Source organism: Streptomyces sp. NBC_01276, from assembly GCF_041435355.1.
Taxonomy (GTDB): Bacteria; Actinomycetota; Actinomycetes; order Streptomycetales; family Streptomycetaceae; genus Streptomyces.
Genome location: NZ_CP108442.1, coordinates 1,732,042 through 1,754,636 on the forward strand (window position 1 = coordinate 1,732,042; position 22,595 = coordinate 1,754,636).

Here is a 22,595-nt window from a genome sequence, read left to right on the forward strand (position 1 = left end):
GACGTCCTACTCAGCGGGCACCACGTGTACTTGAGCATCCGTACTCAGGCCGGGGGCCGGTCCGGCCCGTCATCGTGAGGGCATGTTCATTCAGCAGCCTGACCCGCGGCCGCGCGCCGGGATAACCGCCGTCGGCGCCCTGTTGCCCGAGGACGTCCTGTCCTCCGACGACCTCCAGCGGGAGGTGACCCGGCGCAGTGGCATCGCGCTCCCGCCGAGGACGTTGACCCAGGCGACCGGGATCCTGACGCGGCGGATCGCGGCCGAGGGGGTGTTCGCCTCCACGCTCGCCGTGGGCGCGGCCCGCCGGGCGCTGGACTCCGCCGGACTCACCCCGCTCGACGTGGACCTGCTGGTCTTCGCCTCCGCCTCCCGGGACATGGTCGAGCCGGCCACCGCGCACATCGTGCAGGCCGCCCTCGGGTCCCGGGCGCACGCCGTGGACGTCACCAACGCCTGCAACAGCTTCGTCAACGGCATCGACCTCGCCCGGAGCATGGTCCTGGCCGGGCGGGCGCGCCGGGCGCTGGTGGTCACCGGGGAGACCCCGAGCCGTGCGGTGCGCACCGACCCGGCCGACTTCGCCGAGTTCCGCAGCGGGTTCGCCGGTTACACCTTCGGTGACGCGGGGGCGGCCGTGGTGGTGGAGGCGGTGGAACGCGGCGGGATCCTGGACGTGGACACCGAGACGCACTCGGAGCACTGGGAGGTCGGAGGGATCCCGGGCGGCGGGTCGCGGCACCCGCGCGGGGACGCGTACACGTACTTCCGGGGGGACGGGCGGGAGCTGCGCGGGGTCTTCGAGAAGGTGGGCACGGCGGTCATCGACCGCACGCTGCACCGGACGGGGCTGGACTGGGACGGCTTCGCGAAGGTGCTGGTGCATCAGGTGACGGTGCCGTACCTGGAGCGGTTCGCGGAGCTGACCGGGGTGCCCGGGGAGAAGCTGGTGGTGACGGTGCCGGAGCTGGGCAACGTGGCCAGCGCGAGCATCGGGGTGCAGCTGGACCGGGTCTTCGGCGGCCTCGCCGCCGGGGAGCGGGTGCTGTTCGTGGGCCTGGGGGGCGGCGTCAGCATCATGACGATGGTCTGGGAGAAGTCGTGAGCGCGCCGATGTGGGTGGTGGTGCCCGCGTACGAGGAGGAGGCACGGCTCGCCTCGACGCTGGCGGCGCTGGCGGCGCAGCGGGACCGGGAGTTCACCCTGCTGGTGGTCGACAACGCCTCCACGGACGGTACGGCCGCCATCGCGCGGGAGTTCGCGCGGCGGGCGCCGTTCCCGGTGGAGGTGATAGAGGAGCCGCAGAAGGGGGTCGGCTCGGCCGTGGACACCGGGTTCCGGTACGCGATCGCGCGCGGCGCGACCCTGCTGGCCCGGACGGACGCCGACTGCCTGCCCCGGCCCGGCTGGACGGGCGCCGCGCGGGCGGCGCTGCTGGAGCGCCCGGGGCTGGTGTGCGGGCGGGTCACGGCGCGCCGCGACGAGCACGGGCCGCTGGGCCGGGCCGGTTTCGCGGGTCTGGTCGCGGTGGCCGCGCTGTTCGGGCGGCTGCGGCCGCAGCACTCCCGGCGGGGCGGGTTCAAGGCGCCGTACCGGATGCACGCGGGGAACAACATGGCCATCACCGCGGACCTGTACCTGGCCGTCGGCGGGATGCCCCGGCGGCCCTCGCCCACGGACCGGCTCTTCCTGAACGCGGTGCGCCGCCACACCGACCGGATCACCCGCTGCCGGGGGATGGTCGTCGAGAACTCGACGCGCCGGCTGCGGGCGTACGGGCTCGCCGGGACCGCCCGCTGGTACCTCGACCAGGGCAGCGGCACGCACGGAACGGACCCGCGCTGATGCTGGACCGACTGGAGCACGCCCTGCGCGCCCGGCCCGAGCGGCCCGCCGTGCTGTCCGCTACCCGTACGGGAGCCACCCGGGTGAGCGCCACCCGCGGTGAACTCGTCGAGCTGGCGGACGCGTACGCCGCCGCCCTGCACGCGCGCGGGCTGCGGCCCGGGGACACCGTGGGGGTGGCGGTGCGGCCGGGACCGCGCGCGCTGGCGGTGCTGCTGGCGCTGTGGCGGCTGGGGCTGCGCGGGGCCGTGCTCGACCCGGGGGCCGGGGCCGAGGTGCTGCGGGCCCGCCTCGCGCTGGCCCGGCCGGCGCTGGTGCTCGCGGACGCCGCCGCGCAGGCGGTCGCCGGATGGGCCCGAACGCTGGCCCGGCGGGCCCGGCTCGAACTGCCGGAGCTGGCCGGGCTGGGGCCGGTGGCCACGGTCGGCCCCCGGCTGCCGGGCTGTGCGCCCGCGCTGGAGACGGGGGCGCCGCGCACCGGCGTGCCGGTGTACGGGGGCACCGACGCCGCCGACGCGGTGATCGTCTTCACCTCCGGGACCACCTCGCGGCCCCGGGCCGTGGTGCACAGCCGGGCCGGGCTGGCCGCCGGGATGGAGACGGTGGCGTCCCTGTTCACGGCGGACCCGGCGGCGGGTGGGCACGGCGCGGAACCGGTGCTGGGCGGCACCTTCTTCGTGCTGGTGCCCTCCCTGACGCGCGGGGCGCCCGTCGCCCTGCCGGCCCGCTCCCCCGCCGTGCTGGCCCGCCAGCTGCGCCGGCTGCGGCCCCGGGACACGTATCTGACCCCGCCGCAGCTGCGGGACGCGCTGGGGGCGGGCGCCCGGTTCGGCGGCCGGGTGTGGACGGGGTCGGCTCCGGCGAGCGCCGCGCTGCTGGACCGGGTCCGGACGGCGGGCGCGGACGAGGCCTGGGGGGTGTACGCGCTGACCGAGCTGTTCCCGGCGGCCGCGGTGGAGTCCCGGGAGAAGGCGGCCTTCGCCGGGGCGGGCGACCTGGTCGGCGCCCCGCTGCCCGGGGTCCGGGCGGTGGCCGACGGGGACGGGCAGCTGCTGCTGGCCGGGCCCGCGGCCCGGGACCGCTACCTCGGGGAGGAGCCCGACCCGTGGGTGCGTACGGGCGACCGGGGGCGGCTGGACGGAGCCGGCCGGATCGTGCTGGAGGGCCGGTGCAAGGACATGGTGCTGCGCAGGGCGGAGAACATCTACCCGGGCCTGTACGAGCCGGGGCTGCACGTGCCCGGGGTCGAGCTGGGCGTGCTCGTCGGGGTCCCGGCGGGCGACGGGGACGAGCGGCTGGTCGCGGTGGTGCAGCCGCAGCGCGGGATCCCCGAACCGGCCCTGCGGGCCGCGCTGTCGGATCCGCTGCGCCGGATGGGCACGGCCCGGCCGGACGCGCTGCTGTTCGCGCGGATCCCGCTGTCGGGGCGTTCGCGCAAGCCCGACCGGGCGGCGGCGTCCGAGCTCGCGGCGGGACTCCTCGCGGCGGGGCGCGGGGGCGGGGCATGAGCGGAGCCCGCCGGCGGGGCGGCGCGGCGCACGGGTCGGGCGGGCACGAGTGGGGCGGCCACGCGGCACCGGGGCGGGAGCCGGGCACGCCCGACCTGTGGGTGGTCGTGCCCGCCTACAACGAGGCCGCCTCGCTGCCGGGCACGCTGGCCGCGCTCGCCGCGCAGCGGGACAGGGCGTTCGCGCTGGTGGTGGTCGACAACGCCTCCACCGACACGACGGCCGAGGCGGTACGGGAGTTCGCGCGCTCGGCGCCCTTCCCCGTCGAGCTGGTCACCGAGCCCGAGCCGGGGGCCGGGACCGCCGCCGACACCGGATTCCGGTACGCGGTACGGGCCGGGGCGCGCCTGTTGCTGCGTACGGACGCGGACTGTCTGCCGGCCCGGGACTGGACGGCCGTCGCCCGGACGGAGTTCGGGCGCGGCGCCGAGCTGCTGTGCGGGCGGAGCGTGCCGCGCCCCGACGAGCGGCCCACCTTCGCCGAGGCGCGGTTGCTGCCCGCGCTGGTCCGGCTGTCCGCGCTGTACGGGCGCTACCGGGCCGCGCACCGCGGTACCCGGTTCCGGGCCCCGTACGTGCTGTGCCACGGCCACAACCTCGGCATCACCGCCGCGCTGTACGTGCGCTGCGGCGGGGCCCCGCGGGAGCGGCTGGAGGAGGGGTCGGAGGACGTCACCCTGCTCAACCGGGCGCGGGAGCACAGCGGGCGCGTGGTGCGCGTCGAGCACCTGGTGGTGCGGAGCAGCCTGCGACGGCTGCGTTCCTGGGGTGCCCGGCGCACCCTGCTCTGGTACTGGGACCGGCGCTACCGGCCCGTCGACACGGAAGAGGTCCACGTCCGGTGAGTGCTGTGAAGGCCGACGCCCACGCCCACGCCTACGCCTACGCCCACGCCAAGGCCCGGCGCCGGGACCGCAAGGTCTACCTGCGCGGCCATCCCCTGCTGTTCGGGCTGCTCGCGGCCACGCGCGGGCGGGCGGTGCGCCGGCTCGGCGGGACGCTGCTGGTGCACGACGCGGACGCGTACCGGGAGACGCTGACCCGGCTGCCGCTGGACCGGACGGCGGCCGGCACCACGGGCGGCGCCGCGCGCTCGGCCCTGGGCGGCGGGGCCGGGGGCGTGCTGTTCGACCAGGAGGGGGGCGGGCACCGGGCGGACCGGCGGGCCCTCGCGGAGCGGCTCGGCACGGCCGGGGTGGCGCGGCTGCGCCGGGAGTGGGAGCCGTCGCTGGTACGGGGGCTCGCGCCGCTGTCCCGGGGCGGCGAGGTGGACGTGGTGGCGCTGGCGCGGGAGCTGGCCGGGGCGGTGGTGTGCGGGCTGCTGGAGGTGCGGGCCGAGCCGCGCGTGCTCGCGGAGGCCGCCGCGCGGGCCGCGGCGGCGTCGGTGCGCAGCCATCTGCCGGGTCCGCGGCGGCCCGGGGCGCGGGCCGCCGCGGAGCGGGCGGCCCGTCGGCTGCGGCTGCTGCTGGGCCGCGGGGAGGAGGCGCTGCCCGCGATGGTGGCGGTGGCGGCGGTGAACACCACGGTGGCGGCGCTGCCGCGGGCGGTCGCCTGGTGCGCGGACGCGGGGCTGTGGGAGCAGGCCGCCGACGCGGAGCTGCGGCCGCGGCTGGTGGAGGAGCTGCTGCGGGTGACGGCGGCCTCGCCGGTGCTGCCCCGGGTCGCGGCGGCGGCGGGGACGGTCGGGGGCTGCCCGGTACGGGCCGGGGACCGCCTCGTCCTGGTGGCGCGGCACGCGGCGGGGGCGCACCGGCGGGATCCGGACGGGCGGGACCCGGCCGGGCCGGGGGTGGCGCGGCTGGTGTTCGGGGCGGGGTCGCACGCCTGTCCCGGGGCCCGGCTGGCGGAGGTGCTGCTGGGTGACGTACTGGAGGCGCTGGCCCCGTACCGGCCGGTGGTGACCGGGGCCCGGGTGGACCGGCGGGCGGCGCTGCCGGGGTGGCGTTCGCTGACGGTGGGGGCGGGGGCGTGAGGCCGCGCGTGGCGGTGACGGGGGCGAGCGGCTTCTGTGGCGGGTGGGTGGCCCGGGCGGCGGCCGCGGCGGGGGCCTCGGTGGTGTGCGTGGGGCGGCGGCCGGGTCCGGTGGGGGAACACCGGTTCTGGGACGCGGCGCGTACGGAGCCGGACCTGGCCGGGGCGGATTTCGTGGTGCACTGCGCGGCGGCCGTCGGCGACCCGGCGCCGGGTTCGCGTGCGGAGGCGGCGATGCGGGCGGTGAACGTGGACGGCACGGCGCGGCTGCTGCGGGCGGCGGCGGGGCGGCCGGTGGTGTGGGTGAGCAGCGCCAGCGTGTACGACCCGCGCCGGGGGCGGGAGCTGGTGGCCGAGGACCATCCGCGGGAGGGCCAGCTGAACGCCTACGGCCGGACCAAGGCGGCCGGCGAGGCGCTGGCCCTGGCCGGGGGTGCGGTGGTGCTGCGGCCGAGGGCGGTCTACGGGCCCGGCGACACCCAGCTGCTGCCCCGGCTGCTGTCCCGGGTCCGGGCGGGGACGCTGCTGCTGCCGGGTCCGGACGTACGGCTGAGCCTGACGGCGGTGCAGAACCTGGCGGACGCCTGCCTGGCGGCGGCGGGCTGGACCCCGGGCGCGTACAACGTGGCGGACGCGCGGCCGTACGGCCGGGACGCGGCCGTCGGCGCGGTGCTGCGGGCCCACGGGGTGCGGGCCCGGATCCGGCACCTGCCGCTCCCGCTGGCCCGTACGGCGGCCGGGGCGGCGGAGGCGGTGTCCCGCCTGACCGGCTCCGAGCCCGCCCTGAGCCGCTACGCGGTGGACCAGCTGTCCCACCCGGTGGTCCTGGACCTCACCAGGGCCCGCTCCCGGGGCTGGTCCCCGGCCCGCACCCTGGCGGACCACCTCGGCTCCCTCTCCGGCTGAACCGCCCGCACCCGGTGCGCGTGCGCCCGGGTGCGGGCGGGGCCGGGTGCGGGCGGGGCCGGGGCTCAGCCCTCGGTCGGGGTGAGCCTCAGGGAGATGCTGTTGATGCAGTACCGCTGGTCGGTGGGGGTCGGGTAGCCCTCGCCGTCGAAGACGTGTCCCAGGTGGGAGCCGCACTTCGCGCAGCGGACCTCGGTGCGGACCATGCCGTGCGAGGTGTCGGCGATCAGTTCGACGGCCTCGGTGTCCTTCGGGTCGAAGAAGGACGGCCAGCCGCAGTGCGAGTCGAACTTCTCCGTGGAGCGGAAGAGTTCGGCGTCGCAGGCGCGACAGGAGTAGACGCCCTCCGTCTTGGTGTCGGTGTACTCACCGCGGAAGGCCGGCTCGGTGCCGGCGAGGCGCAGCACCTGGTACTCGGACGGGGTCAGCTCGGCCTGCCACTGCTCGTCCGTCTTCTGGACCTCGTACGCCATGACGTTCCCGCTCCCTCAGTTCGACAGCCGGGCGAGGATCCGGGGTCCCAGATCGGTGACGTCGCCCGCGCCCATGGTCAGAACGAGATCACCGGGCTTGGCCATTCCCGCGATCACGTCGGCGACGTCCTCCTTGGAGTGCTCGGCGGTGACGTCGGCGCCGGCGGCGCGGGCCGCGGCGATGATGATCTCGCTGGTGATGCCGGGGATCGGGTCCTCGCGGGCCGGGTAGATGTCGAGGACCAGGGAGGCGTCGGCCAGCGCGAGGGCCTGGCCCATCTCCTTGCCCAGCTCCTGGGTGCGGGAGAAGAGGTGCGGCTGGAAGACGACCAGGATGCGGGAGTCCCCGGCGGCGCCGCGGATGGCCTCCAGGTCGGCGTTCATCTCGGTCGGGTGGTGCGCGTAGGAGTCGATGACCTGCACGCCGGCCGCCTCGCCCTTGAGCTGGAGGCGGCGCTTGACGCCGGTGTACTTGCCGAGGGCGGAGGCCAGGTTGTGCGCCGGGATGCCGAGGGCGACGCCGGCGGCGAGGGCCGCGACGGCGTTGTGCGCGTAGTGGCGGCCGGGCACCGAGACGGTGAAGGTGAGCATCCGGTCCTGGAGCAGGACGGTGACCTCGCTGGTCAGGCCGCGCGGCGTGATCTTGGTGATGCGGACGTCGGCGCCGTCCTCCTCGCCGTACGTGACGACCGTGAGGCCCTGCGTGCCCGCGACGCGGCGGGCGATCTCGGCGGCGCCGTCCTGGCTGTGGGCGACGACCAGGGTGCCGCCGGGGACGATCTTGGAGACGAAGGTCTCGAACGACTCGTAGATCTCCTCCATCGACGCGTAGTTCGCGTGGTGGTCGAGCTCCGCGTTGAGGATGATCGCGACCTCGGGCGCGTACTTGTGGAAGCTGCGGTCGCTCTCGTCCGCCTCGGCCACGAAGATGCCGCCCTCGCCGTGGTGGGCGTTGGAGCCGGGGGCGTCCAGGTCGCCGCCGATGGCGTAGGAGGGGTCGAGGCCCAGCGCCGAGAGGGAGACCGCCAGCATCGAGGTGGTGGTGGTCTTGCCGTGCGTGCCGGCGACGGCGATGGGGCGCAGGCCGTCCATCAGCGAGGCGAGGGCGTCCGAGCGGTGCACGACGGGGATGCCCAGCTCGGCGGCGCGGGCCAGCTCCGGGTTGTCGGAGCGGATGGCGCTGGAGACGACCACGCAGGTGGTGTCGTCGGCGAGGTGGCCGGCGGCGTGCCCGATGTGGACCGTGGCGCCGTGGGCGCGCAACGCCTGGGCGGTCTCGGAGTCACGGGAGTCGCTGCCGGCCACCTGCGCGCCGCGCTGCGCGAGGATCTTCGCGATGCCGGACATGCCGGCGCCGCCGATGCCGATGAAGTGGGGCCGTTCCATCGCGGTCGGCAGGCCGGGCTTCATTCAGGTCGCTCCAGGATCGAGGGGGTGCGGTGGGGCTGTGCCGCCCCAGCCTATTCGTTGTGGGCGAAGAGCTTGAGCACCGGAACCCCGACCTTGTGCCGCGCCCGGGAGGCCCAGTCCCGGTGGAAGAACTCCTCGACGAAGTGCGGAGCGGTCAGGACGATCACCTCGTCGGCGGACGTCTCGTCGACGACGCTCTTGAGGTGGTCGAGGGGGTGGTTCTCGATGATCTGTCCGACGGCCTTGGCTCCCTTCTTGCGCAGGGACGCGAGGGAGTGTTCGAGGGCCTGTGCGGCAGGGCCCCGGGCGGCCTCGCCCCCGGGCTCGTCGCCTTCGTGGAGGGCTTCGGGAAGCTCGCCGAGCGCTACGTCGTCGATGGCGCGGAGCAGTCGGTCCTGGTCTCCCCTGGGTTGCATGAGGACGACGAAGGAGACCTGGTCGTCTCCGTGCAGGGTGGTGACGAAGTCCACGTCCACCGTGGTCAGCGGCTGCTCGATCATCAATACGCTCGTGAACACGGACGCCCTCTCCTTCATGGGCCGGGGCCGGTCGGCCGGCCCCTGCGGAAACCATCCTGCCCCGCAGTCGCGCGGGGCCTTGCGCAGATATATGTGCCCAGGTATGTGCCCGGCGGAAGCTAAGCGGAACGACAAATTCCGCCCCTTGTTCAGATCCGACGGTAGCTCGTGAACAGGAACCCGGCCTCTTCCAGTACGACGGCGGGCGCGAGCCGGTGCGGAACCGTGACGGAGGGCCCGCCCGCGATCCGCTGGGCACCGCCCGCCGTGAGGGTCGGGGAGATCGTCAGGCACAGCTCGTCCAGCGCGTCGGCGGCCACGAACTGCCCCAGCAGCCGGGGCCCGCCCTCGGTCAGCTGGCGGCGCAGCCCGCGCGCGGCCAGCTCCCGTACGACCTGTGCGGGGTCCGCGCCCACCCCCTCGCCCGCCACGACGACCTCGGCCCCGGCGGCGGTGGCCGCGGCCACCCGGTCGGCGGGCGCGGCGGCCCCGGTGACCACCAGGGTGGGCACGAGGGGGGAGGTGAACAGGGGCAGGGTGAAGTCCAGGTCCAGGCTCGCGGTGACCACGGCGATGGCGGGGGCGGGACCCTGGCCGGCGGCCTCGCGGCGGGCCGCGAAGGCCTCCCGGGCGCGGGCCGGGCGGTAACCCTCCTGGCGAACCGTTTCCGCGCCGACGACCACCACATCGGCAAGGGCCCGCAGGGTGCCGAAGATCCGCATGTCGGTCTCGCCGGAGATCGGCTGTGAGCGCCCCTCGTGCTGGGCGGCCCCGTCCAGCGTGGAGACCATGTTCGCCCGCAGCCAGTGCGCGCCCGGGGCGAGCTCCGGATAGGCGTAGGCGTCCGCGAGCTCGTCCAGCGACCACTCGCGGTCGGCCGGGTCCGGGGAGGACGGGGCGGATGTCTGATCGGTCACAGGGAGCAGGCGTCGCATCGGTGCAGTCTGACACGCCGCGTAGAGTTAAGGGCTGTGTCAACTTCACTCTCGACCTCCGGATCTGCCCCGTCCGGGCAGCCCCCGATAGCCGACGCGGGCCCACTGGCCCTGTGCGCCCGCGAACCGCGGGTGCCCGCCGAACGGCTGGTGGCCGAGATGGTGCCGCCCCCGCGCTTCGACTCGGTGCGCTTCGACACCTACGACCCGGACCCGGCCCAGCCCAGCCAGGCCGAGGCCGTCACCGTCCTCAGCGGCTTCGCCGCCGGCCTGGGCGGGGCCCACGCCACCGGCGCGGGCAAGCGGCGCTGGTTCTCGAAGAAGCCCGCCGCGCCGGCCGCGGGTCCGCGCGGGGTCTACCTCGACGGCGGCTACGGCGTCGGCAAGACCCACCTGCTCGCCTCCCTCTGGCACGCCACCCCGGCCGAGCCCGCGCTCAAGGCCTTCGGCACCTTCGTGGAGCTCACCAACCTGGTCGGCGCGCTCGGCTTCCAGCAGACCGTGCAGACCCTGGGCGGGCACCGGCTGCTGTGCATCGACGAGTTCGAGCTGGACGACCCGGGCGACACCGTGCTCGTCTCCTCCCTGCTGAGCCGGCTGGTCGAGCAGGGCGTGGCCCTGGCCGCCACCTCCAACACCCTGCCCGGCAAGCTCGGCGAGGGCCGCTTCGCCGCCGCCGACTTCCTGCGCGAGATCCAGGGGCTCTCGGCGCACTTCCGGCCGCTGCGGATCGACGGCCAGGACTACCGCCACCGCGGCCTGCCCGAGGCCCCGGCGCCGTTCACCGACGAGCAGGTGGCGAAGGCCGCGTACGGGACCCCGGGCGCGAGCCTCGACGACTTCCCGGGCCTGCTGGAGCACCTGGCGAAGGTCCACCCGAGCCGTTACGGGGCCCTCACCGACGGCATAGCGGCCGTCTGCCTGACCGATGTCGGCCCGGTCCCGGACCAGTCGACGGCGCTGCGCCTGGTGGTGCTCGCCGACCGGCTGTACGACCGCGAGGTGCCGGTCCTGGCCTCCGGGGTGCCCTTCGACCGGCTGTTCAGTGAAGAAATGCTCAACGGCGGTTATCGGAAGAAGTACTTCCGAGCCATATCGCGGCTCACCGCGCTCGCCCGCGACGCGAAACCCCTGGTGTCGCAGTAGGTTTGGCACGGCCGGGCGCTCTGGCGGCCCGGCCGTTTCCATACCTTCGAAGGGATCCACCATGGCCACCACGCGCTCGTCCCACACCGTCTGGGAAGGCAACCTGCTCAAGGGTGCCGGCACCGTCTCCCTCGACTCCTCGGGCCGGGGCTCGTTCGAGGTCTCCTGGCCCTCGCGCGCCGAGGCCGCGAACGGCAAGACCAGCCCGGAAGAGCTGATCGCCGCCGCCCACTCCAGCTGCTACTCGATGGCGCTCTCGCACGGCCTCGACGGCGCCGGTACCCCTCCCACCCGGGTGGAGACCAAGGCGGACGTCACCTTCCAGCCCGGTGAGGGCATCACCGGCATCCACCTGACCGTGCGCGCCGAGGTGCCCGGTCTGGACGCCGAGGGCTTCGCCGCCGCCGCCGAGGACGCCAAGAAGAACTGCCCGGTCAGCCAGGCGCTGACCGGCACCACGATCACCCTGAGCGCCGAGCTCGTCTGATCCGCGCCCGTCACCGGGCCCCCGCGCCGTCCCCACGGGGGCCCGGTGGTGTGACGTCCGGCCCTGCCGTAAACGTCCGATTGCCACATAGTCATATATTTTGCGTACGTGACCCTTTCTGTACGCAAAGTGGCGGCCGTGGCCGCGCTCAGCGCCGCCCTCGCGGGATGTGGGGGCGGCGCCGGCACGCCGCGGGACGGCGGCCAGGCCCGCATGGGCACCCACGCGGCGTCCGGCCCGACGGCCGCGCCCGCCTCCCCCTCCGCACCCGCGTCCCCGCTGCCCGGCGCCCCGGGCCGGGCCCCCACCCTGGCCCCCGGGCCGAACGGCCTGACGCCCGTCTTCGAGCGCACGCGCCAGCGCGCCGACAAGGCCGTGGCCCTCACCTTCGACGCCGACATGACCTCGGACCAGGGGCCGCGGGCCGCGTCCGGGGAACACTTCGACAACCCGGAGCTGATCTCCACCCTCCGCCGGCTCCGGGTCCCCTCGACCGTCTTCATGACGGGTCGCTGGGCGGAGGAGTACCCGGACCAGGCGAAGTCCATCGGCACCGACCCCAACTTCGAGATCGCCAACCACTCGTACAGCCACCACGCCTTCAAGTCCCCCTGCTACGGCCTCCCCACCCTCGACGGCGACGCCGCCCGGTCGGACGTGGAGCAGGCCTTCGCGGCGTTCAGGAAGGCGGGCGCCGTCAACACGGTGCCCTACTTCCGCTTCCCGGGCGGCTGCTACGACGACGGGGCGCTGCGGGCCCTGGCGCCCGCCAAGGTGACCGCCGTGCAGTGGGACGTGGTCAGCGGCGACGCCTTCGCGAAGGACCCCGACGCGGTGGCCGAGGAGGTCCTGGCCGGGGTCAAGCCCGGCTCGGTGGTGGTCATGCACTGCACCCGCAGCGCGGCCCCCGTCACCGAGGAGGCCATCCGGAAGATCGTCCCGGAGCTGCGCAAACGGGGGTACCGCTTCGTGAAGGTGTCCGAGCTGATGGGGAAGTGACGATTCATCCGGAGCAGGCGGTGCGCTGCGCCTCCTGCCACTCGCACACCGGGCACAGCACCACGCCCGGGGTCGCGACCCCGTACTCGGTGGGCTCGCCGCACTCCAGGCAGTCGGCGTACGGCGGCCCGGGTACCCGTCCGGCGGGCGCGGCGGGCGCGGGGCAGTACGAAGCGTCCGGCTGCGGCCGGTCCAGCTGGGGCCGGTCCTGCTGGGGCTGGTCCATACCCCCGAGCGTACGCGGGCCGGTGCACCGCGGGGGGCCGCCGCGGGAGGATCCGGGCCGCACCCGGCCCCTCGCGCGGCGCGCTCCCGCACAGAGCCGGCCTCCCCGCCGTTGCCGGACGGGGCTGCTCGGGTCCCGCCCCTCCTCAGCAGGAAAACGGCATCCGAAGCGCTTCGGCCAGCCGTTCCGCCACATCGGCCGGGATCGGCCCGAGGTGTACGCAGGGGGTGCCGTCGCGGCTCACAACGGGACGCACCGTGTTCCGCGTCGCCTCAGGCACGTCGAGCGCGGCCAGAGCGGCCACGAGGGCTTCCCGCGCGTCGTCCGCCCGCCTGTGCGCGCCACGCCAGGTCTGCATGTCCATCACGCACTCACCGCCCGGTCGGAGCACTGAGCCATGTCCGTGTGGCGGTAGATCACCACGGGCGGCCCGGACGTGCCGCCCCCGCGTCCCCGGCGGGCGGGCTCGAACGATCCGATCACCCTCCGGCAGTCGGCACAGCGCTCACCCCCTGGCGCGTACGTCAGGTATTCCCACACCTGCGCGTGGGAAGCTTCGTCCGTCACCGTGTCACTCATCCTGTACCCCTTCGCCGCACTGCTTGCGTCCTTGATCGTGCTGCCGGTCGCCGGGACGGAGGAACCTCGTACGTTCGTCACTTCGGGACGTCCCACGGCATGTAGAACGTCCCCATGGGCAACGAGCGGTTGAGGGCCTTGATGGCATCAGGCGGTTGGACACACGCAGCGTTGGCGACGGCCACGGGAGTGGACCCGAAGAGTGTTGAGCGATGGGTGAATCTCGGGCGCGTCCCCCGGCGGGCAACAGCACTCAGAGCCGCGGAGACGCTGGGCGAAGACGTGCATGCCCTCTGGCCCGCCCTCAGACAGGCACGCGCCGCTCGCGCCGTCAGTCCGGAACTCGTAGCACTGTACGACCAGCGCGCGGACCTCCCCGTATCCGTGTTCGTGGATCTCCTCGCCACGGCGCGAGAGCGTATCGACGTGTTGGTCTACGCGGCCGTGTTCCTCCACGAGGCCCACCCCCGGTTGAACGATCTCTTGCGCGAGCGGGCCGCCGAAGGCTGTGCGGTCCGTGTCGCAGTCGGTGACGCGGACAGCCCGCACATCCAGCGGCGCGGGCGGGAAGAGAGGTTCGGGCATGGCATCGAATCCCGTTGCCGCCTCGCCCTCATGCACTACCGGCCGTTGGCCGACGAACCGGGAATCGAACTGCGAACGCACGGGACGACCCTCTACAACAGCATCTACCGGGCGGATGACCAGGCGTTGGTCAACACGCACGTCTGGGGCGTGAACGCGTACGGTGCGCCCGTGTGGCACCTGCGTCGCAACGGCGACGGGGGCATCTTCGACATGTACGCGGCCAGCTTCAGCGCTGTGTGGGAGACGGCCCGACCAGTGGAGGGATGACCCGATGGCACGCACCGAGTACTACGACGATCCACACGCGCCGGAGCCGAACAGCATGGTCGTAGCCGCCTCAGCGGTGGTCACCGATGACAGGGGCCGCATCCTGCTCCAGCGTCGGCGGGACAACGGTCTCTGGGCGCTTCCCGGCGGCGGCATGGACCTGGGCGACTCCTTGCCCGGCACGGCCGTCCGGGAGGTCAAGGAAGAGACCGGCCTCGACGTGGAGATCACAGGACTCGTCGGCACGTACACCGACCCCCGCCACATCATCGAGTACAGCGACGGGGAAGTGCGGCGACAGTTCAACGTCTGCTTCACAGCGCGTGTCGTCGGCGGCATCCCGGCCATCTCCGACGAGAGCACCGAACTGCGGTTCGTCGAGCCGGCTGGACTCGGCTCCTTGAACATGCACCACACGCAGCGGCTGCGCCTGGAACATTTTCTCGAACATCGTTCCACGCCCTACCTGGGGTAGGGGCCTCGCGAACCCGGCCCGCTCCGCCCGGGGAAGGCCGGACGGAGCGGCCTACTCCCGCCGGGCGCTGACGAGGCAGGCCAGCGTGCCCGCCGCCGCGGCGAGGAGCGCCGCCGCGGCCAGAGAACCCAGCGGGAACGGTACGCCGTCGGTGCGGGCGGCCCCGACCAGGGCGGACACCGCGCCGCGGGCCGGGGAGAACGCCGCCACCCAGGCCAGCAGGGACCCGAGGCCGCCCGCGAGCACCGCGAGGCCGCGCCCCCGGACCAGCGGCCGGCTGCACAGCGCCCCGACGGCCGCCCCCGTCAGGGCGCACACCAGGACGGCGACCGCCCCGGCGGCGGCGGTGGCGGCGGGGGGCTTCCCGCCGGGCCCGCCGCACAGCAGGGCGTAGCCGGCGCCCGCCGCGCCGGCCGTGAGCGCGCCGCCCAGGGCGGTGAGGAGGGCCGCCGCGTGCACCCGGGGCGGTCCCGCCGCGGCGGCGGCGCAGGCACGGGCCGCCGGAGGCTCGGCGCTCACACAGATCCGGACCAGCCAGGCCGTCTGCGGGACCAGCCCGGCGGCGGCGTAACCGAGGGAGTCCAGGGCGCGGTCACCGGGCCGGATGCCGACGGCCACGAAGGCGGCGTAGACGACGAGCGGGGCGATCCAGCGCTGTGAGCGCAGCAGCAGCGCGGCCTGGTAACGCAGCAGGGCGGTCATCGCAGTTCCTCCACGGCGCGGATGTGCCAGGGCGGCCGGGCCGTGAGCAGCTCGCGCAGTACGGCGTCGGAACGGTCCGCGTCCACCGTCAGCAGGACCCCGCCACCGGGGGCGGGCACGGTGGCGAGGCCGGGCGGCGGGGCGGCGCCGGGCGGGCCGGCCGCGTGGATGCGGACGGAATCCGGACGCGCCGCCCCGACCGGGACGGCGGCGGGGACCGGGATCAGGGCGGCGGCCTCGATCCGGTGGCGGGCGTCCGGCCGGCCCGCGAGGCGCGCCGGGTCGTGGTCGACGAAGACCACCGTGCCTCCGGCCGCCGTGCGTTCGGTGACGGCCCGGTCCAGCTCGGCGCGGGCCGGGGCGTCCAGCCCGGTCCACGCCTCGTCGAGGACGAGCAGCCCCGGCTCGGCGAGCAGCGCCTGGGCGACGGCCACCTTCTGGCTGGTCCCCTTCGACAGTTCGGCCAGCGGGGTGCGGGCGTACGCGGCGGCGCCGAACCGCTCCAGTGCCGCGGCCGCCCGGCGGGCCGCCTCCGGGCCGGTCAGGCCGTGCACCCGGCCCAGGTGGGTCAGGTAGGAACCGGCCGTCAGGGGCAGGGCCGCCGGGAAGCGTTCGGGAACGTAGGCGGTCCGGTGCGGGCGGCCCGCGACGCGGCCCTCCGTGGGGGTGTCGACGCCGGCGAGGATCCGCAGCAGGGTGGACTTGCCGCCGCCGTTGCCGCCCTCGATGCGGACCAGGGCCCCGGGCGGGAGCTCCAGGGCGACCCCGCGCAGCACCCAGGGCCGCCGCCGTCCGTAGCGGCGGCCGACTCCGGTGAGTTTCAGTGTCCCGGCGCCGATTCGGTGACCTCGCTCGGCCGCACGATGACGAAGCCCTCGCCGCTCAGCCTGAGCTGGACGGCCTCGCCGGAGCCGCCGCGGATCATCGAGCCGACCGACTGGGAGCGGTGCAGCCCGGTGTCCAGCGCGGCGCTCCAGCCGACGACCGCGTCCGTGTCCACGTACACCGGTGCCTGCGGGGTCACCGGGATGATGATCGGGTGGCCGTCGCAGACGACGGCGAGCTTGCCGGTGCCGGTGAAGAGGCTGTTGAAGAGGCCGCCGCCGGTCATCCCGGCGCCCTTCACCATCTTTATCTCGTAGGACAGCGTCGGGTCGAAGCACAGGACGTTGCGCCCGTTGATGGTGAAGGCGTCGCCCGGCTCGAAGTCGATGATGAAGCAGTTGCCCGCCTCGTGGGCGAACCAGGCCTCGCCCTGCCCGCGTACGGACATCAGCGCGAGCCCCTCGCCGGTGACGGCGCGCTTGAGCATGCCGCCTATGCCCTGGCCCTTGCGCTCGAACCGGAGGTCGCCCCGGAAGGCGACCATCGAGCCCTGACGGGCCAGCATCTCGCCGTTCACGGCGTACTTGACGGACTTGGCGTTCTGAAGGGTCATGCCCGGTGCGGTGGCCGGTCGGGCCAGGTTCTCGGAGGCGAAAAGATCACTCTGCATGGTCCCGATCCTCGCCCGGGGCACGCACCCGGGACATCCTCCTCAAGGCGGAGGCTGGCATCCTTGGGCGGATGAGCACGAAGGACGCACCCAAGACCTCAGACGTACCCGCCGTCGGCGCGGACAGCCCGTTCCGGCAGGAGCGGGCGGCGCGCGACGAGGCGCCGCAGTTCGTCCTGCCGCTGGTCGTGCGGATCGAGAAGGCGGACCCGCCGGCCCGGACCGACGCGCTGGAGACGGCGGCCCGCGCGGTCCTGGTGCTGCTGACGGACGAACGGGCGCACGGCGAGGGCGAGTGGGCCGAGGCCGTGCGCGACTGGCAGGACGCCCGGATCCGCAAGGTGGTGCGCAGGGCGCGCGGGGCGGAGTGGCGCAAGGCGGGGACCCTCCCGGGCGTCACGGTGCACGGCGAGCGGGCCGAGGTCCGGGTCTTCCCGCCGGTGCCGCTCGACGGGTGGCCCAAGGAGCTGGCCAAGCTGCAGGTTTCGGGGACCGACCTGGACGACCCCGCTGCGGCGGCACCCGCCGCGGCGGAGCTGCCCGTGCTGTGGCTGAACCCGGACCTCGACATGTCGGCCGGCAAGGCGATGGCCCAGGCCGGGCACGCGGCGCAGCTGGCCTGGTGGGAACTGACGCCGGCCGAGCGGGACGGGTGGCGGGAGTCCGGTTTTCGGCTGGCCGTGCGCACGGCCGCGCGCGAGCGGTGGGCGGCGCTCAGCGGGAGCGGGCTGCCGGTGGTGCGCGACGCCGGGTTCACCGAGATCGCCCCCGGCTCCTGCACCGTGGTCGCGGACCACCCGGCGCTGCGGGCCCGGCTCTGAGCCGGGAACCTCAAATGTTGCTCTGAACGTCCCTTCCTCACGGTTGGCCCCGCGCCGTCGGGGCCATCACACGGTCATACGGACCGACGAGCACGGATGCGGGCCGGTGAGTACCGGCGGGGGCCGGCGAAAGGGGGGCGAGGGAACCATGAAGCCCATGGCGCGCCTGGGGGTGGGCATCGGCTGGCGGCCGGAGATCGCGGAGGCCGTGGAGCGGCTCGAACACCTCGACTGGGTCGAGGTCGTCGCCGAGAACGTCTGCCCCGGTCACCTGCCCGAGTCGCTGCTGCGGCTGCGCGAGCGCGGGGTACGGGTCGTCCCGCACGGGGTCTCGCTGGGCCTCGGCGGCGCCGACCGTCCCGACCCGGCGAAGCTGGCCGCGCTCGGGGAGCGGGCGGTGGCGCTGGGGGCGCCCCTGGTCACCGAGCACATCGCCTTCGTACGCACCTCCTCCCCCGTGCTGGAGGCCGGACACCTGCTGCCGGTCCCGCGCACCCGGGACGCGCTGGACGTGCTGTGCGAGAACGTCCGGATCGCGCAGGACGCGCTGCCGGTGCCGCTGGCGCTGGAGAACATCGCCGCGCTCTTCTCCTGGCCCGGGGAGGAGCTGACGGAGGCGCGGTTCCTGACGGAGCTGGTGGAACGGACCGGCGTACGGCTGCTCGTCGACGTGGCCAACCTGCACACGAACCGGGTCAACCGGGGCGAGGACCCGTCGGCGGTACTGGACGGGATCCCGCTGGAGGCCCTCGCGTACGTACACGTGGCCGGGGGCGTGGAGCGGGACGGCGTGTGGCACGACACCCACGCGCACCCGGTGCCGCCGGTGGTGCTCGACGTACTGGCGGCGCTGCGGGAGCGGGTGGACCCGCCGGGGGTCCTGCTGGAGCGGGACGACGACTTCCCGGCGGAGGCGGAACTGGCCGCCGAACTGGTCCGGATCCGCGAGGTGGTGACGGCCACGACGGGCACGACGGGCCCGGGGCCGGGGCCGGGCGGGGCCGGTCCGGCGGGTGCGGGGGCCCCTGCGGGTGCGGAGGTTCCTCACGGCGCCGGGGGCACGGCCGACGCCGGGGGCGCGCCCGACGCCGAGGGCCCCGGGAGTGCGCCGGACGGCGACGGCGGCGGCGCGGATCCCGGTGTGCGGGACGCGCCGGCCCTCGACGCCGCCCGGACCCGCGTGGGGATCGGGCAGGCGGCCCTGCTGTCGGCGCTGGTCGCCGGTACCCCGGTGCCCGAGGGCTTCGACCGGCGGCGGATCCGGGTCCAGGCCCGGGCCCTGGCCGCCAAGCGGGCCTCGGTCGTCGCGAAGGTCGCGCCCGAGCTGCCGCGGATACTGGGCGGGCCCGACGCCTACCGCGCGGCCTTCCTCGGCTACGCCCGCAACCGCCCCATGACGTCCGGGTACCGCCGTGACGCCCTGGACTTCGCCGAACACCTGCTGGTCCAGGACCTGCCCGCCGACCCGGCCGCCCGCCGCCGGCTCACCGCCTGGTGGCGGCAGCGGTCCGGGGCGCGGCCGCCGGGCCGGATCACGCGCTGGGCCCGTGCCCTGACGGGGAGAGCCTCGTGAACGTCGTCGCCATCGCCGTCTGGGCCGCCGTCCTCGGCTCCAGCTCGCTGCTGCTGCGCGCCCTGTTCCGGGCGAGGCCACGGGTGCCCGGGACCTCGCCCACCCTGCACGACCTGTCGGAGGCGGCTTTCCTGGCGGGCGGTCCCGGCGCCGTCGTCGACGCCGCGCTCGTCTCGCTGCTGGGCGACGGCCGGCTGGCGGGCGGCGGCCCCGGCATCGTCCAGGCGCGGCCCGGGGCGCCGGCCACGGACCCCGCCGAGCGCGCCGTGCTGCTGGCGCTGCGACAGGCACCCTCGGGGTGGCTGTACCAGGTGCGCTACGCCGCGATGCTCGACCCCGCCGTCCAGGAGACGGGGGACGGGCTGGCGGCCCGCGGGCTGATCGCCCCGCCCGGCACGGGGCGCGGGCTGCGGCGGTGGGGGCTGGTCCAGGCCCTGGTGTGCGGGATGCTGGTGCCGGTGTCGCTGCCGCTGACCTTCGTGGCCTGGGCCATGGATCCGGACCCCCAGGTGCCGTTCATCGTCAAGGTGCTTCCCGCGCTGCTGGCCGGGATCGCCGTAGGCGGCGTGTGCGCGAAGCGGGCCGGACGGCGGATCACCCCGGCGGGCCGGGCGGCGCTGGCCGGGATGCGGGCGCGGTACGCGGGCGACCCGGCCGATCACGTACAGACGGCCCTGTTCGGGCTGCGCGGCCTGCGGGATCCGGACCTGCGGCGACAACTGCTGCCCGCCGCCCGGAGCACGCGGCTGGCCGCGGCCCAGTCGCGGGCCCGTACGCGCACGGGGTCGTCGTACGGCCCGCGCGCTTCGTCGTCCACCTCGTCCACCTCGTCCACCTCGTCCGCCGACCTCCTCCCGGTGCTCTGGTGCGCCGCGAGCGACGGCGGCTCCTCCACCGGTCCGGGCGGCTGCGGTTCTTCGGGCAGCGGTTGCGGAGGGTCCTCCGGATCCGGCTGCGGGGGCAGCGGTTCGAGTTGCGGCAGCAGCGGTTCGAGCTGTTCCGGCAGCGGCTCCAGCTGTGGCGGGAGCAGTTCGAGCTGCGGCGGCAGCAGCTCCAGCTGTTCCAGCAGCAGCTCCAGTTGCGGCAGCAGTTCCTGATCCCGCGTACGGCAACCGGGGGTAGCGGCGGCGACACCCGGGCGCGGGCCTGTACAGCGGTACGGCCTTGACATCTCATCGGATCGGACGATGAGACGAAGGGGTCGCGATGCGGACGAGGCGTGCACACCGTTACGGAGCCGCCGCCGCGCTCCTCTCCCTCGCCCTGTGCCTCCCGGCGCCCGCCGCGGCCGCCGCCCCCCGGGACGCCCCCACCTCCGCCGAGGACGCCGGGGCCGAACTGGCCGCCCGCCGGGCCGGCGCCGCCCGGCTCGGCTTCGGTCCCTGCCCCGCCGCCGAGGAACTGCCCGGGGCCGTGCGCTGCGCGGCGCTGCGGGTCCCGCTGGACTACGCCCGCCCGGGGGGCCCGCAGATCTCCCTCACCGTCAGCCGGATCCCGGCCACCGGCCGCGGGAACGCCGTCCGGCAGGGCTCTCTCGTGTACAACCCGGGCGGCCCCGGGGCGTCGGGGACCTACTTCCCGCTGCTCGGGGGCCGGCCCGCGTGGAGCCGGATCGCGGCCGCCTACGACCTCGTCGGCTACGCCCCGCGCGGAGTGGGCGGTCCGGCCCCGCTCTCCTGCCAGGACCCGGACGAACGGCCGCAGGGCCCCACCCAGGTCCCGGCCGTGCCGTCACCGGCCTACAAGCGGGAGCGGCTCGCCGCAGCACGGGCCTACGCGCGGGGCTGCGCCCGGCACGCCGGCGCCGCGCTCGCGCACTACACGACCCTGAACAACGTCCGTGACCTGTACGTGCTGCGGGCCGCGCTCGGCGAGCGCCGGCTGACCTTCGTGGGGGCCTCGTACGGGACCTACCTGGGGGCCGTGTACGCGACCCGGTACCCGGACCACGTGCGCCGCATGGTGTTCGATTCGGCCGTCGACCCCGATCCGCGCCGCATCTGGTACCTCGACAACCTCGCCCAGGCGCCCGCCTTCGAGCGCCGCTGGGCCGACTTCCTCGCCTGGACCGCCCGGCACCACGCCGTGTACGGGCTCGGTGCCACGCCCGGGGCGGTACGGGCGGCCTACGGGCGGGTCCGCGCGACGGTGGCCCGGACTCCGGCGGGCGGGGTCGTGGGGACCGGCGAACTGCACGCCGCGTACCTCCAGACGGCGTACTTCGACGACGTCTGGCCGGAGCGGGCCGCGGCCCTGGCGGCCTTCCTGCGCGGGGACGCGGGGCCGCTGACGCGTCAGGCCGCGCGCGATCCGCGGACGGCGGCGGAGGCGGAGAACGCGACCGCCGTGTACACCGCGGTGCTGTGCAACGACGCCCCGTGGCCCGCCGACTGGGAGACCTGGGACCGCGACAACACCGAACTGGCCCGCCGCGCGCCCTTCGAGACCTGGGCCAACGCCTTCCTGAACCTGCCGTGCGCCTCCTGGCCGACGGCCGGGCGGCAACGGCCCGCCGACGTCGGGGCGGGTCCGGGGCGGCTGCCCCCCACGCTGATCGTGGCGGCGGAACGGGACGGGGCGACCCCGTACCCGGGTGCGCTGGAGTTGCAACGGCGGCTCGGCGGCGGGGCCTCGCTGGTCACGGAGGAGGGAGCGGGCACCCACGGGGTGGCCGGCGGACGCAACGGCTGCGTGGACCGGCGGGTGGAGCGGTACCTGCTCACGGGCGCCACTCCGGGGTGGCGCGTCACGTGTGCGCCGCATCCGGAGCCCGCACCGGTGTCGCTGGACGACCGGGCAGCAAGCGCTCCCAGGGCGCTGCTGCCGCCAGTCGTCTGAACTTCCGGGCGGGGTCTCCGGCTGCGTCGATTCGGGGGCAGGGCCTCCCGATCCCCGGAAGCCGCTCTTGTGTCACGAGCGGTCCCCCGGTCCTTCCCCCCAGGGGAGGTCTAGGCGAGTCCGGCCACCAGATCGGCGACGGACTTGCGGCGCCCGGTGTAGAAGGGCACCTCTTCGCGGACGTGCATCCGGGCCTCGGAGGCGCGCAGGTGGCGCATGAGGTCGACGATGCGGTAGAGCTCGTCCGCCTCGAAGGCCAGCAGCCACTCGTAGTCGCCCAGCGAGAACGAGGCGACGGTGTTGGCGCGCACGTCCGGGTAACCGCGGGCCATCTTGCCGTGGTCGGCGAGCATGCGGCGGCGGTCCTCGTCGGGCAGCAGGTACCAGTCGTACGAGCGCACGAAGGGGTAGACGCTGACGTAGTCGCGGGCGACCTCGTCGGCCAGGAAGGCCGGGATGTGGGACTTGTTGAACTCGGCCGGGCGGTGCAGGGCCATGTTCGACCACACCGGCTCCAGGGCGCGGCCCAGCTTGGTGCGGCGGAAGAGGTTGTACGCGGTCTGCAGCTCGTCCGCGGTCTCCGCGTGCCACCAGACCATGATGTCGGCGTCGGCGCGCAGGCCGGAGACGTCGTAGGTGCCGCGGACGGTGATGTCCTTGGCGGCCAGCTGGTCGAAGAGCTCCTGGACCTCGTCGGCGAAGCCGGTGCGGTCCTCCGGGAGGACGTCCTTCAGCTTGAAGACGGACCACAGGGTGTAACGGATGACCTCGTTGAGGTCCTTCGCCTTCTTCCCCGCGTTGGGGATCTTCTCTGGTGCAGTCATGTGTCCATT

The 22,595-nt window shown here is 75.2% G+C and carries 25 protein-coding genes; 15 read left to right on the forward strand and 10 right to left on the reverse strand.

Translation table 11 applies throughout. The annotated features are described in order from the left end of the window. Positions 1 to 82 precede the first annotated feature (82 nt). From OG295_RS07210 to OG295_RS07235, 6 genes are read left to right on the forward strand one after another with little or no spacing between them, the layout of a single operon-like run. Positions 83 to 1,105, forward strand: coding sequence for a ketoacyl-ACP synthase III (locus OG295_RS07210; protein WP_266843296.1), 1,023 nt, complete (start codon positions 83 to 85; stop codon positions 1,103 to 1,105). Continuing rightward, on the forward strand, positions 1,102 to 1,845 hold the full coding sequence (locus tag OG295_RS07215) for a glycosyltransferase family 2 protein (protein ID WP_371676122.1): 744 nt from the start codon (positions 1,102 to 1,104) through the stop codon (positions 1,843 to 1,845). Before OG295_RS07210 ends, OG295_RS07215 begins: the two co-directional genes overlap by 4 nt. Further along, positions 1,845 to 3,353: an AMP-binding protein gene (locus OG295_RS07220; protein WP_371676123.1), complete on the forward strand. Its 1,509-nt coding sequence runs from the start codon at positions 1,845 to 1,847 to the stop codon at positions 3,351 to 3,353. Before OG295_RS07215 ends, OG295_RS07220 begins: the two co-directional genes overlap by 1 nt. Next, entirely contained in the window at positions 3,350 to 4,198 is an 849-nt protein-coding gene (locus OG295_RS07225) for a glycosyltransferase family 2 protein (RefSeq protein ID WP_371676124.1), read from the forward strand. Before OG295_RS07220 ends, OG295_RS07225 begins: the two co-directional genes overlap by 4 nt. Further along, positions 4,195 to 5,325 (forward strand): cytochrome P450, encoded by a 1,131-nt coding sequence (locus tag OG295_RS07230; RefSeq protein WP_371676125.1) that lies wholly within the window; start codon positions 4,195 to 4,197, stop codon positions 5,323 to 5,325. Before OG295_RS07225 ends, OG295_RS07230 begins: the two co-directional genes overlap by 4 nt. Further along, a complete protein-coding gene (locus OG295_RS07235; RefSeq protein WP_371676126.1) occupies positions 5,322 to 6,230 on the forward strand; it encodes an NAD-dependent epimerase/dehydratase family protein in 909 nt (302 codons plus the stop codon). The genes OG295_RS07230 and OG295_RS07235 overlap by 4 nt, the downstream gene beginning before the upstream one ends. 65 nt (positions 6,231 to 6,295) lie before the next feature. Here OG295_RS07235 and msrB read toward each other — a convergent pair whose 3' ends face one another. From msrB to OG295_RS07255, 4 genes are all read right to left on the reverse strand, one after another. Further along, the gene (gene msrB, locus OG295_RS07240) at positions 6,296 to 6,703 is read right to left on the reverse strand and encodes a peptide-methionine (R)-S-oxide reductase MsrB (protein ID WP_266843290.1); all 408 of its coding nucleotides are present in this window, start codon (positions 6,701 to 6,703) and stop codon (positions 6,296 to 6,298) included. A gap of 15 nt (positions 6,704 to 6,718) precedes the next feature. Continuing rightward, the gene (gene murC / locus OG295_RS07245; RefSeq protein WP_371676127.1) at positions 6,719 to 8,113 is read right to left on the reverse strand and encodes a UDP-N-acetylmuramate--L-alanine ligase; all 1,395 of its coding nucleotides are present in this window, start codon (positions 8,111 to 8,113) and stop codon (positions 6,719 to 6,721) included. A 50-nt stretch (positions 8,114 to 8,163) separates the two neighbouring features. Further along, positions 8,164 to 8,649 carry an indole-3-glycerol phosphate synthase gene (locus OG295_RS07250; protein ID WP_371676128.1) on the reverse strand — a complete coding sequence of 162 codons (486 nt, stop codon included), beginning with the start codon at positions 8,647 to 8,649 and terminating at the stop codon, positions 8,164 to 8,166. A 131-nt stretch (positions 8,650 to 8,780) separates the two neighbouring features. Continuing rightward, the gene (locus OG295_RS07255; RefSeq protein WP_371676129.1) at positions 8,781 to 9,566 is read right to left on the reverse strand and encodes a pyrimidine reductase family protein; all 786 of its coding nucleotides are present in this window, start codon (positions 9,564 to 9,566) and stop codon (positions 8,781 to 8,783) included. A gap of 36 nt (positions 9,567 to 9,602) precedes the next feature. On the opposite strand from OG295_RS07255, the gene zapE reads away from it, so the two are divergent. The 3 genes from zapE to OG295_RS07270 all read left to right on the forward strand — a co-directional run bounded on the left by zapE (position 9,603) and on the right by OG295_RS07270 (position 12,198). Beyond that, positions 9,603 to 10,712 (forward strand): cell division protein ZapE, encoded by a 1,110-nt coding sequence (zapE, locus tag OG295_RS07260; RefSeq protein ID WP_371676130.1) that lies wholly within the window; start codon positions 9,603 to 9,605, stop codon positions 10,710 to 10,712. A gap of 61 nt (positions 10,713 to 10,773) precedes the next feature. Next, complete coding sequence (locus OG295_RS07265) at positions 10,774 to 11,199, forward strand: OsmC family protein (protein WP_266843285.1); 426 nt, start codon at positions 10,774 to 10,776, stop codon at positions 11,197 to 11,199. Positions 11,200 to 11,307: 108 nt separating this feature from the next. Next, entirely contained in the window at positions 11,308 to 12,198 is an 891-nt protein-coding gene (locus OG295_RS07270) for a polysaccharide deacetylase family protein (RefSeq protein ID WP_371676131.1), read from the forward strand. A gap of 4 nt (positions 12,199 to 12,202) precedes the next feature. Here OG295_RS07270 and OG295_RS07275 read toward each other — a convergent pair whose 3' ends face one another. Continuing rightward, on the reverse strand, positions 12,203 to 12,424 hold the full coding sequence (locus tag OG295_RS07275) for a hypothetical protein (protein ID WP_371676132.1): 222 nt from the start codon (positions 12,422 to 12,424) through the stop codon (positions 12,203 to 12,205). A gap of 145 nt (positions 12,425 to 12,569) precedes the next feature. Continuing rightward, the gene (locus tag OG295_RS07280; RefSeq protein WP_371676133.1) at positions 12,570 to 12,788 is read right to left on the reverse strand and encodes a hypothetical protein; all 219 of its coding nucleotides are present in this window, start codon (positions 12,786 to 12,788) and stop codon (positions 12,570 to 12,572) included. Between the two features lie 329 nt (positions 12,789 to 13,117). Here OG295_RS07280 and OG295_RS07285 point away from each other — a divergent pair, with 329 nt between their 5' ends. Then, positions 13,118 to 13,858 (forward strand): helix-turn-helix domain-containing protein, encoded by a 741-nt coding sequence (locus tag OG295_RS07285; RefSeq protein ID WP_371676134.1) that lies wholly within the window; start codon positions 13,118 to 13,120, stop codon positions 13,856 to 13,858. 4 nt (positions 13,859 to 13,862) lie between these two features. After that, the gene (locus tag OG295_RS07290; RefSeq protein ID WP_371676135.1) at positions 13,863 to 14,333 is read left to right on the forward strand and encodes an NUDIX domain-containing protein; all 471 of its coding nucleotides are present in this window, start codon (positions 13,863 to 13,865) and stop codon (positions 14,331 to 14,333) included. A gap of 51 nt (positions 14,334 to 14,384) precedes the next feature. On the opposite strand, the gene OG295_RS07295 is transcribed toward OG295_RS07290, so the two are convergent. Genes OG295_RS07295 through OG295_RS07305 form a run of 3 tightly spaced genes read right to left on the reverse strand, consistent with a single transcriptional unit; the run spans position 14,385 to position 16,530 of the window. Beyond that, the gene (locus OG295_RS07295) at positions 14,385 to 15,035 is read right to left on the reverse strand and encodes an ABC transporter (RefSeq protein WP_371676136.1); all 651 of its coding nucleotides are present in this window, start codon (positions 15,033 to 15,035) and stop codon (positions 14,385 to 14,387) included. Then, positions 15,032 to 15,859, reverse strand: coding sequence for an ATP-binding cassette domain-containing protein (locus OG295_RS07300; protein WP_371681127.1), 828 nt, complete (start codon positions 15,857 to 15,859; stop codon positions 15,032 to 15,034). Before OG295_RS07300 ends, OG295_RS07295 begins: the two co-directional genes overlap by 4 nt. Further along, a complete protein-coding gene (locus OG295_RS07305) occupies positions 15,856 to 16,530 on the reverse strand; it encodes an AIM24 family protein (RefSeq protein ID WP_371676137.1) in 675 nt (224 codons plus the stop codon). The genes OG295_RS07300 and OG295_RS07305 overlap by 4 nt, the downstream gene beginning before the upstream one ends. Before the next feature lie 71 nt (positions 16,531 to 16,601). Between OG295_RS07305 and OG295_RS07310 the strand changes: the two genes are divergently transcribed. The 4 genes from OG295_RS07310 (at position 16,602) to OG295_RS07325 (ending at position 21,762) form a co-directional block, all read left to right on the forward strand. Beyond that, the gene (locus OG295_RS07310; protein WP_371676138.1) at positions 16,602 to 17,351 is read left to right on the forward strand and encodes an aminoacyl-tRNA hydrolase; all 750 of its coding nucleotides are present in this window, start codon (positions 16,602 to 16,604) and stop codon (positions 17,349 to 17,351) included. A 148-nt stretch (positions 17,352 to 17,499) separates the two neighbouring features. Then, positions 17,500 to 18,924, forward strand: coding sequence for a DUF692 domain-containing protein (locus OG295_RS07315; protein ID WP_371676139.1), 1,425 nt, complete (start codon positions 17,500 to 17,502; stop codon positions 18,922 to 18,924). Further along, positions 18,921 to 20,021 carry a TIGR04222 domain-containing membrane protein gene (locus OG295_RS07320; RefSeq protein ID WP_371676140.1) on the forward strand — a complete coding sequence of 367 codons (1,101 nt, stop codon included), beginning with the start codon at positions 18,921 to 18,923 and terminating at the stop codon, positions 20,019 to 20,021. Before OG295_RS07315 ends, OG295_RS07320 begins: the two co-directional genes overlap by 4 nt. A gap of 109 nt (positions 20,022 to 20,130) precedes the next feature. Then, positions 20,131 to 21,762: an alpha/beta hydrolase gene (locus OG295_RS07325; RefSeq protein ID WP_371676141.1), complete on the forward strand. Its 1,632-nt coding sequence runs from the start codon at positions 20,131 to 20,133 to the stop codon at positions 21,760 to 21,762. A gap of 110 nt (positions 21,763 to 21,872) precedes the next feature. Here the strand turns inward: OG295_RS07325 and hemQ are convergent, their stop codons facing one another. Beyond that, complete coding sequence (gene hemQ / locus OG295_RS07330) at positions 21,873 to 22,586, reverse strand: hydrogen peroxide-dependent heme synthase (RefSeq protein ID WP_030234751.1); 714 nt, start codon at positions 22,584 to 22,586, stop codon at positions 21,873 to 21,875. Between the last annotated feature and the right edge of the window lie 9 nt (positions 22,587 to 22,595).

Excerpts from the sequence above, each read along its gene's own strand:
- OG295_RS07210 (WP_266843296.1), top strand. The coding sequence starts at position 83 with ATGTTCATTCAGCAGCCTGACCCGCGGCCGCGCGCCGGGATAACCGCC.
- OG295_RS07220 (WP_371676123.1), top strand. The coding sequence starts at position 1,845 with ATGCTGGACCGACTGGAGCACGCCCTGCGCGCCCGGCCCGAGCGGCCC.
- OG295_RS07225 (WP_371676124.1), top strand. The coding sequence starts at position 3,350 with ATGAGCGGAGCCCGCCGGCGGGGCGGCGCGGCGCACGGGTCGGGCGGG.
- msrB (WP_266843290.1), bottom strand. The coding sequence starts at position 6,703 with ATGGCGTACGAGGTCCAGAAGACGGACGAGCAGTGGCAGGCCGAGCTG.
- murC (WP_371676127.1), bottom strand. The coding sequence starts at position 8,113 with ATGAAGCCCGGCCTGCCGACCGCGATGGAACGGCCCCACTTCATCGGC.
- OG295_RS07250 (WP_371676128.1), bottom strand. The coding sequence starts at position 8,649 with ATGAAGGAGAGGGCGTCCGTGTTCACGAGCGTATTGATGATCGAGCAG.
- OG295_RS07255 (WP_371676129.1), bottom strand. The coding sequence starts at position 9,566 with ATGCGACGCCTGCTCCCTGTGACCGATCAGACATCCGCCCCGTCCTCC.
- OG295_RS07265 (WP_266843285.1), top strand. The coding sequence starts at position 10,774 with ATGGCCACCACGCGCTCGTCCCACACCGTCTGGGAAGGCAACCTGCTC.
- OG295_RS07275 (WP_371676132.1), bottom strand. The coding sequence starts at position 12,424 with ATGGACCAGCCCCAGCAGGACCGGCCCCAGCTGGACCGGCCGCAGCCG.
- OG295_RS07280 (WP_371676133.1), bottom strand. The coding sequence starts at position 12,788 with ATGGACATGCAGACCTGGCGTGGCGCGCACAGGCGGGCGGACGACGCG.
- OG295_RS07285 (WP_371676134.1), top strand. The coding sequence starts at position 13,118 with ATGGGCAACGAGCGGTTGAGGGCCTTGATGGCATCAGGCGGTTGGACA.
- OG295_RS07290 (WP_371676135.1), top strand. The coding sequence starts at position 13,863 with ATGGCACGCACCGAGTACTACGACGATCCACACGCGCCGGAGCCGAAC.
- OG295_RS07295 (WP_371676136.1), bottom strand. The coding sequence starts at position 15,035 with ATGACCGCCCTGCTGCGTTACCAGGCCGCGCTGCTGCTGCGCTCACAG.
- OG295_RS07305 (WP_371676137.1), bottom strand. The coding sequence starts at position 16,530 with ATGCAGAGTGATCTTTTCGCCTCCGAGAACCTGGCCCGACCGGCCACC.
- OG295_RS07310 (WP_371676138.1), top strand. The coding sequence starts at position 16,602 with ATGAGCACGAAGGACGCACCCAAGACCTCAGACGTACCCGCCGTCGGC.
- OG295_RS07315 (WP_371676139.1), top strand. The coding sequence starts at position 17,500 with ATGAAGCCCATGGCGCGCCTGGGGGTGGGCATCGGCTGGCGGCCGGAG.
- OG295_RS07325 (WP_371676141.1), top strand. The coding sequence starts at position 20,131 with ATGCGGACGAGGCGTGCACACCGTTACGGAGCCGCCGCCGCGCTCCTC.
- hemQ (WP_030234751.1), bottom strand. The coding sequence starts at position 22,586 with ATGACTGCACCAGAGAAGATCCCCAACGCGGGGAAGAAGGCGAAGGAC.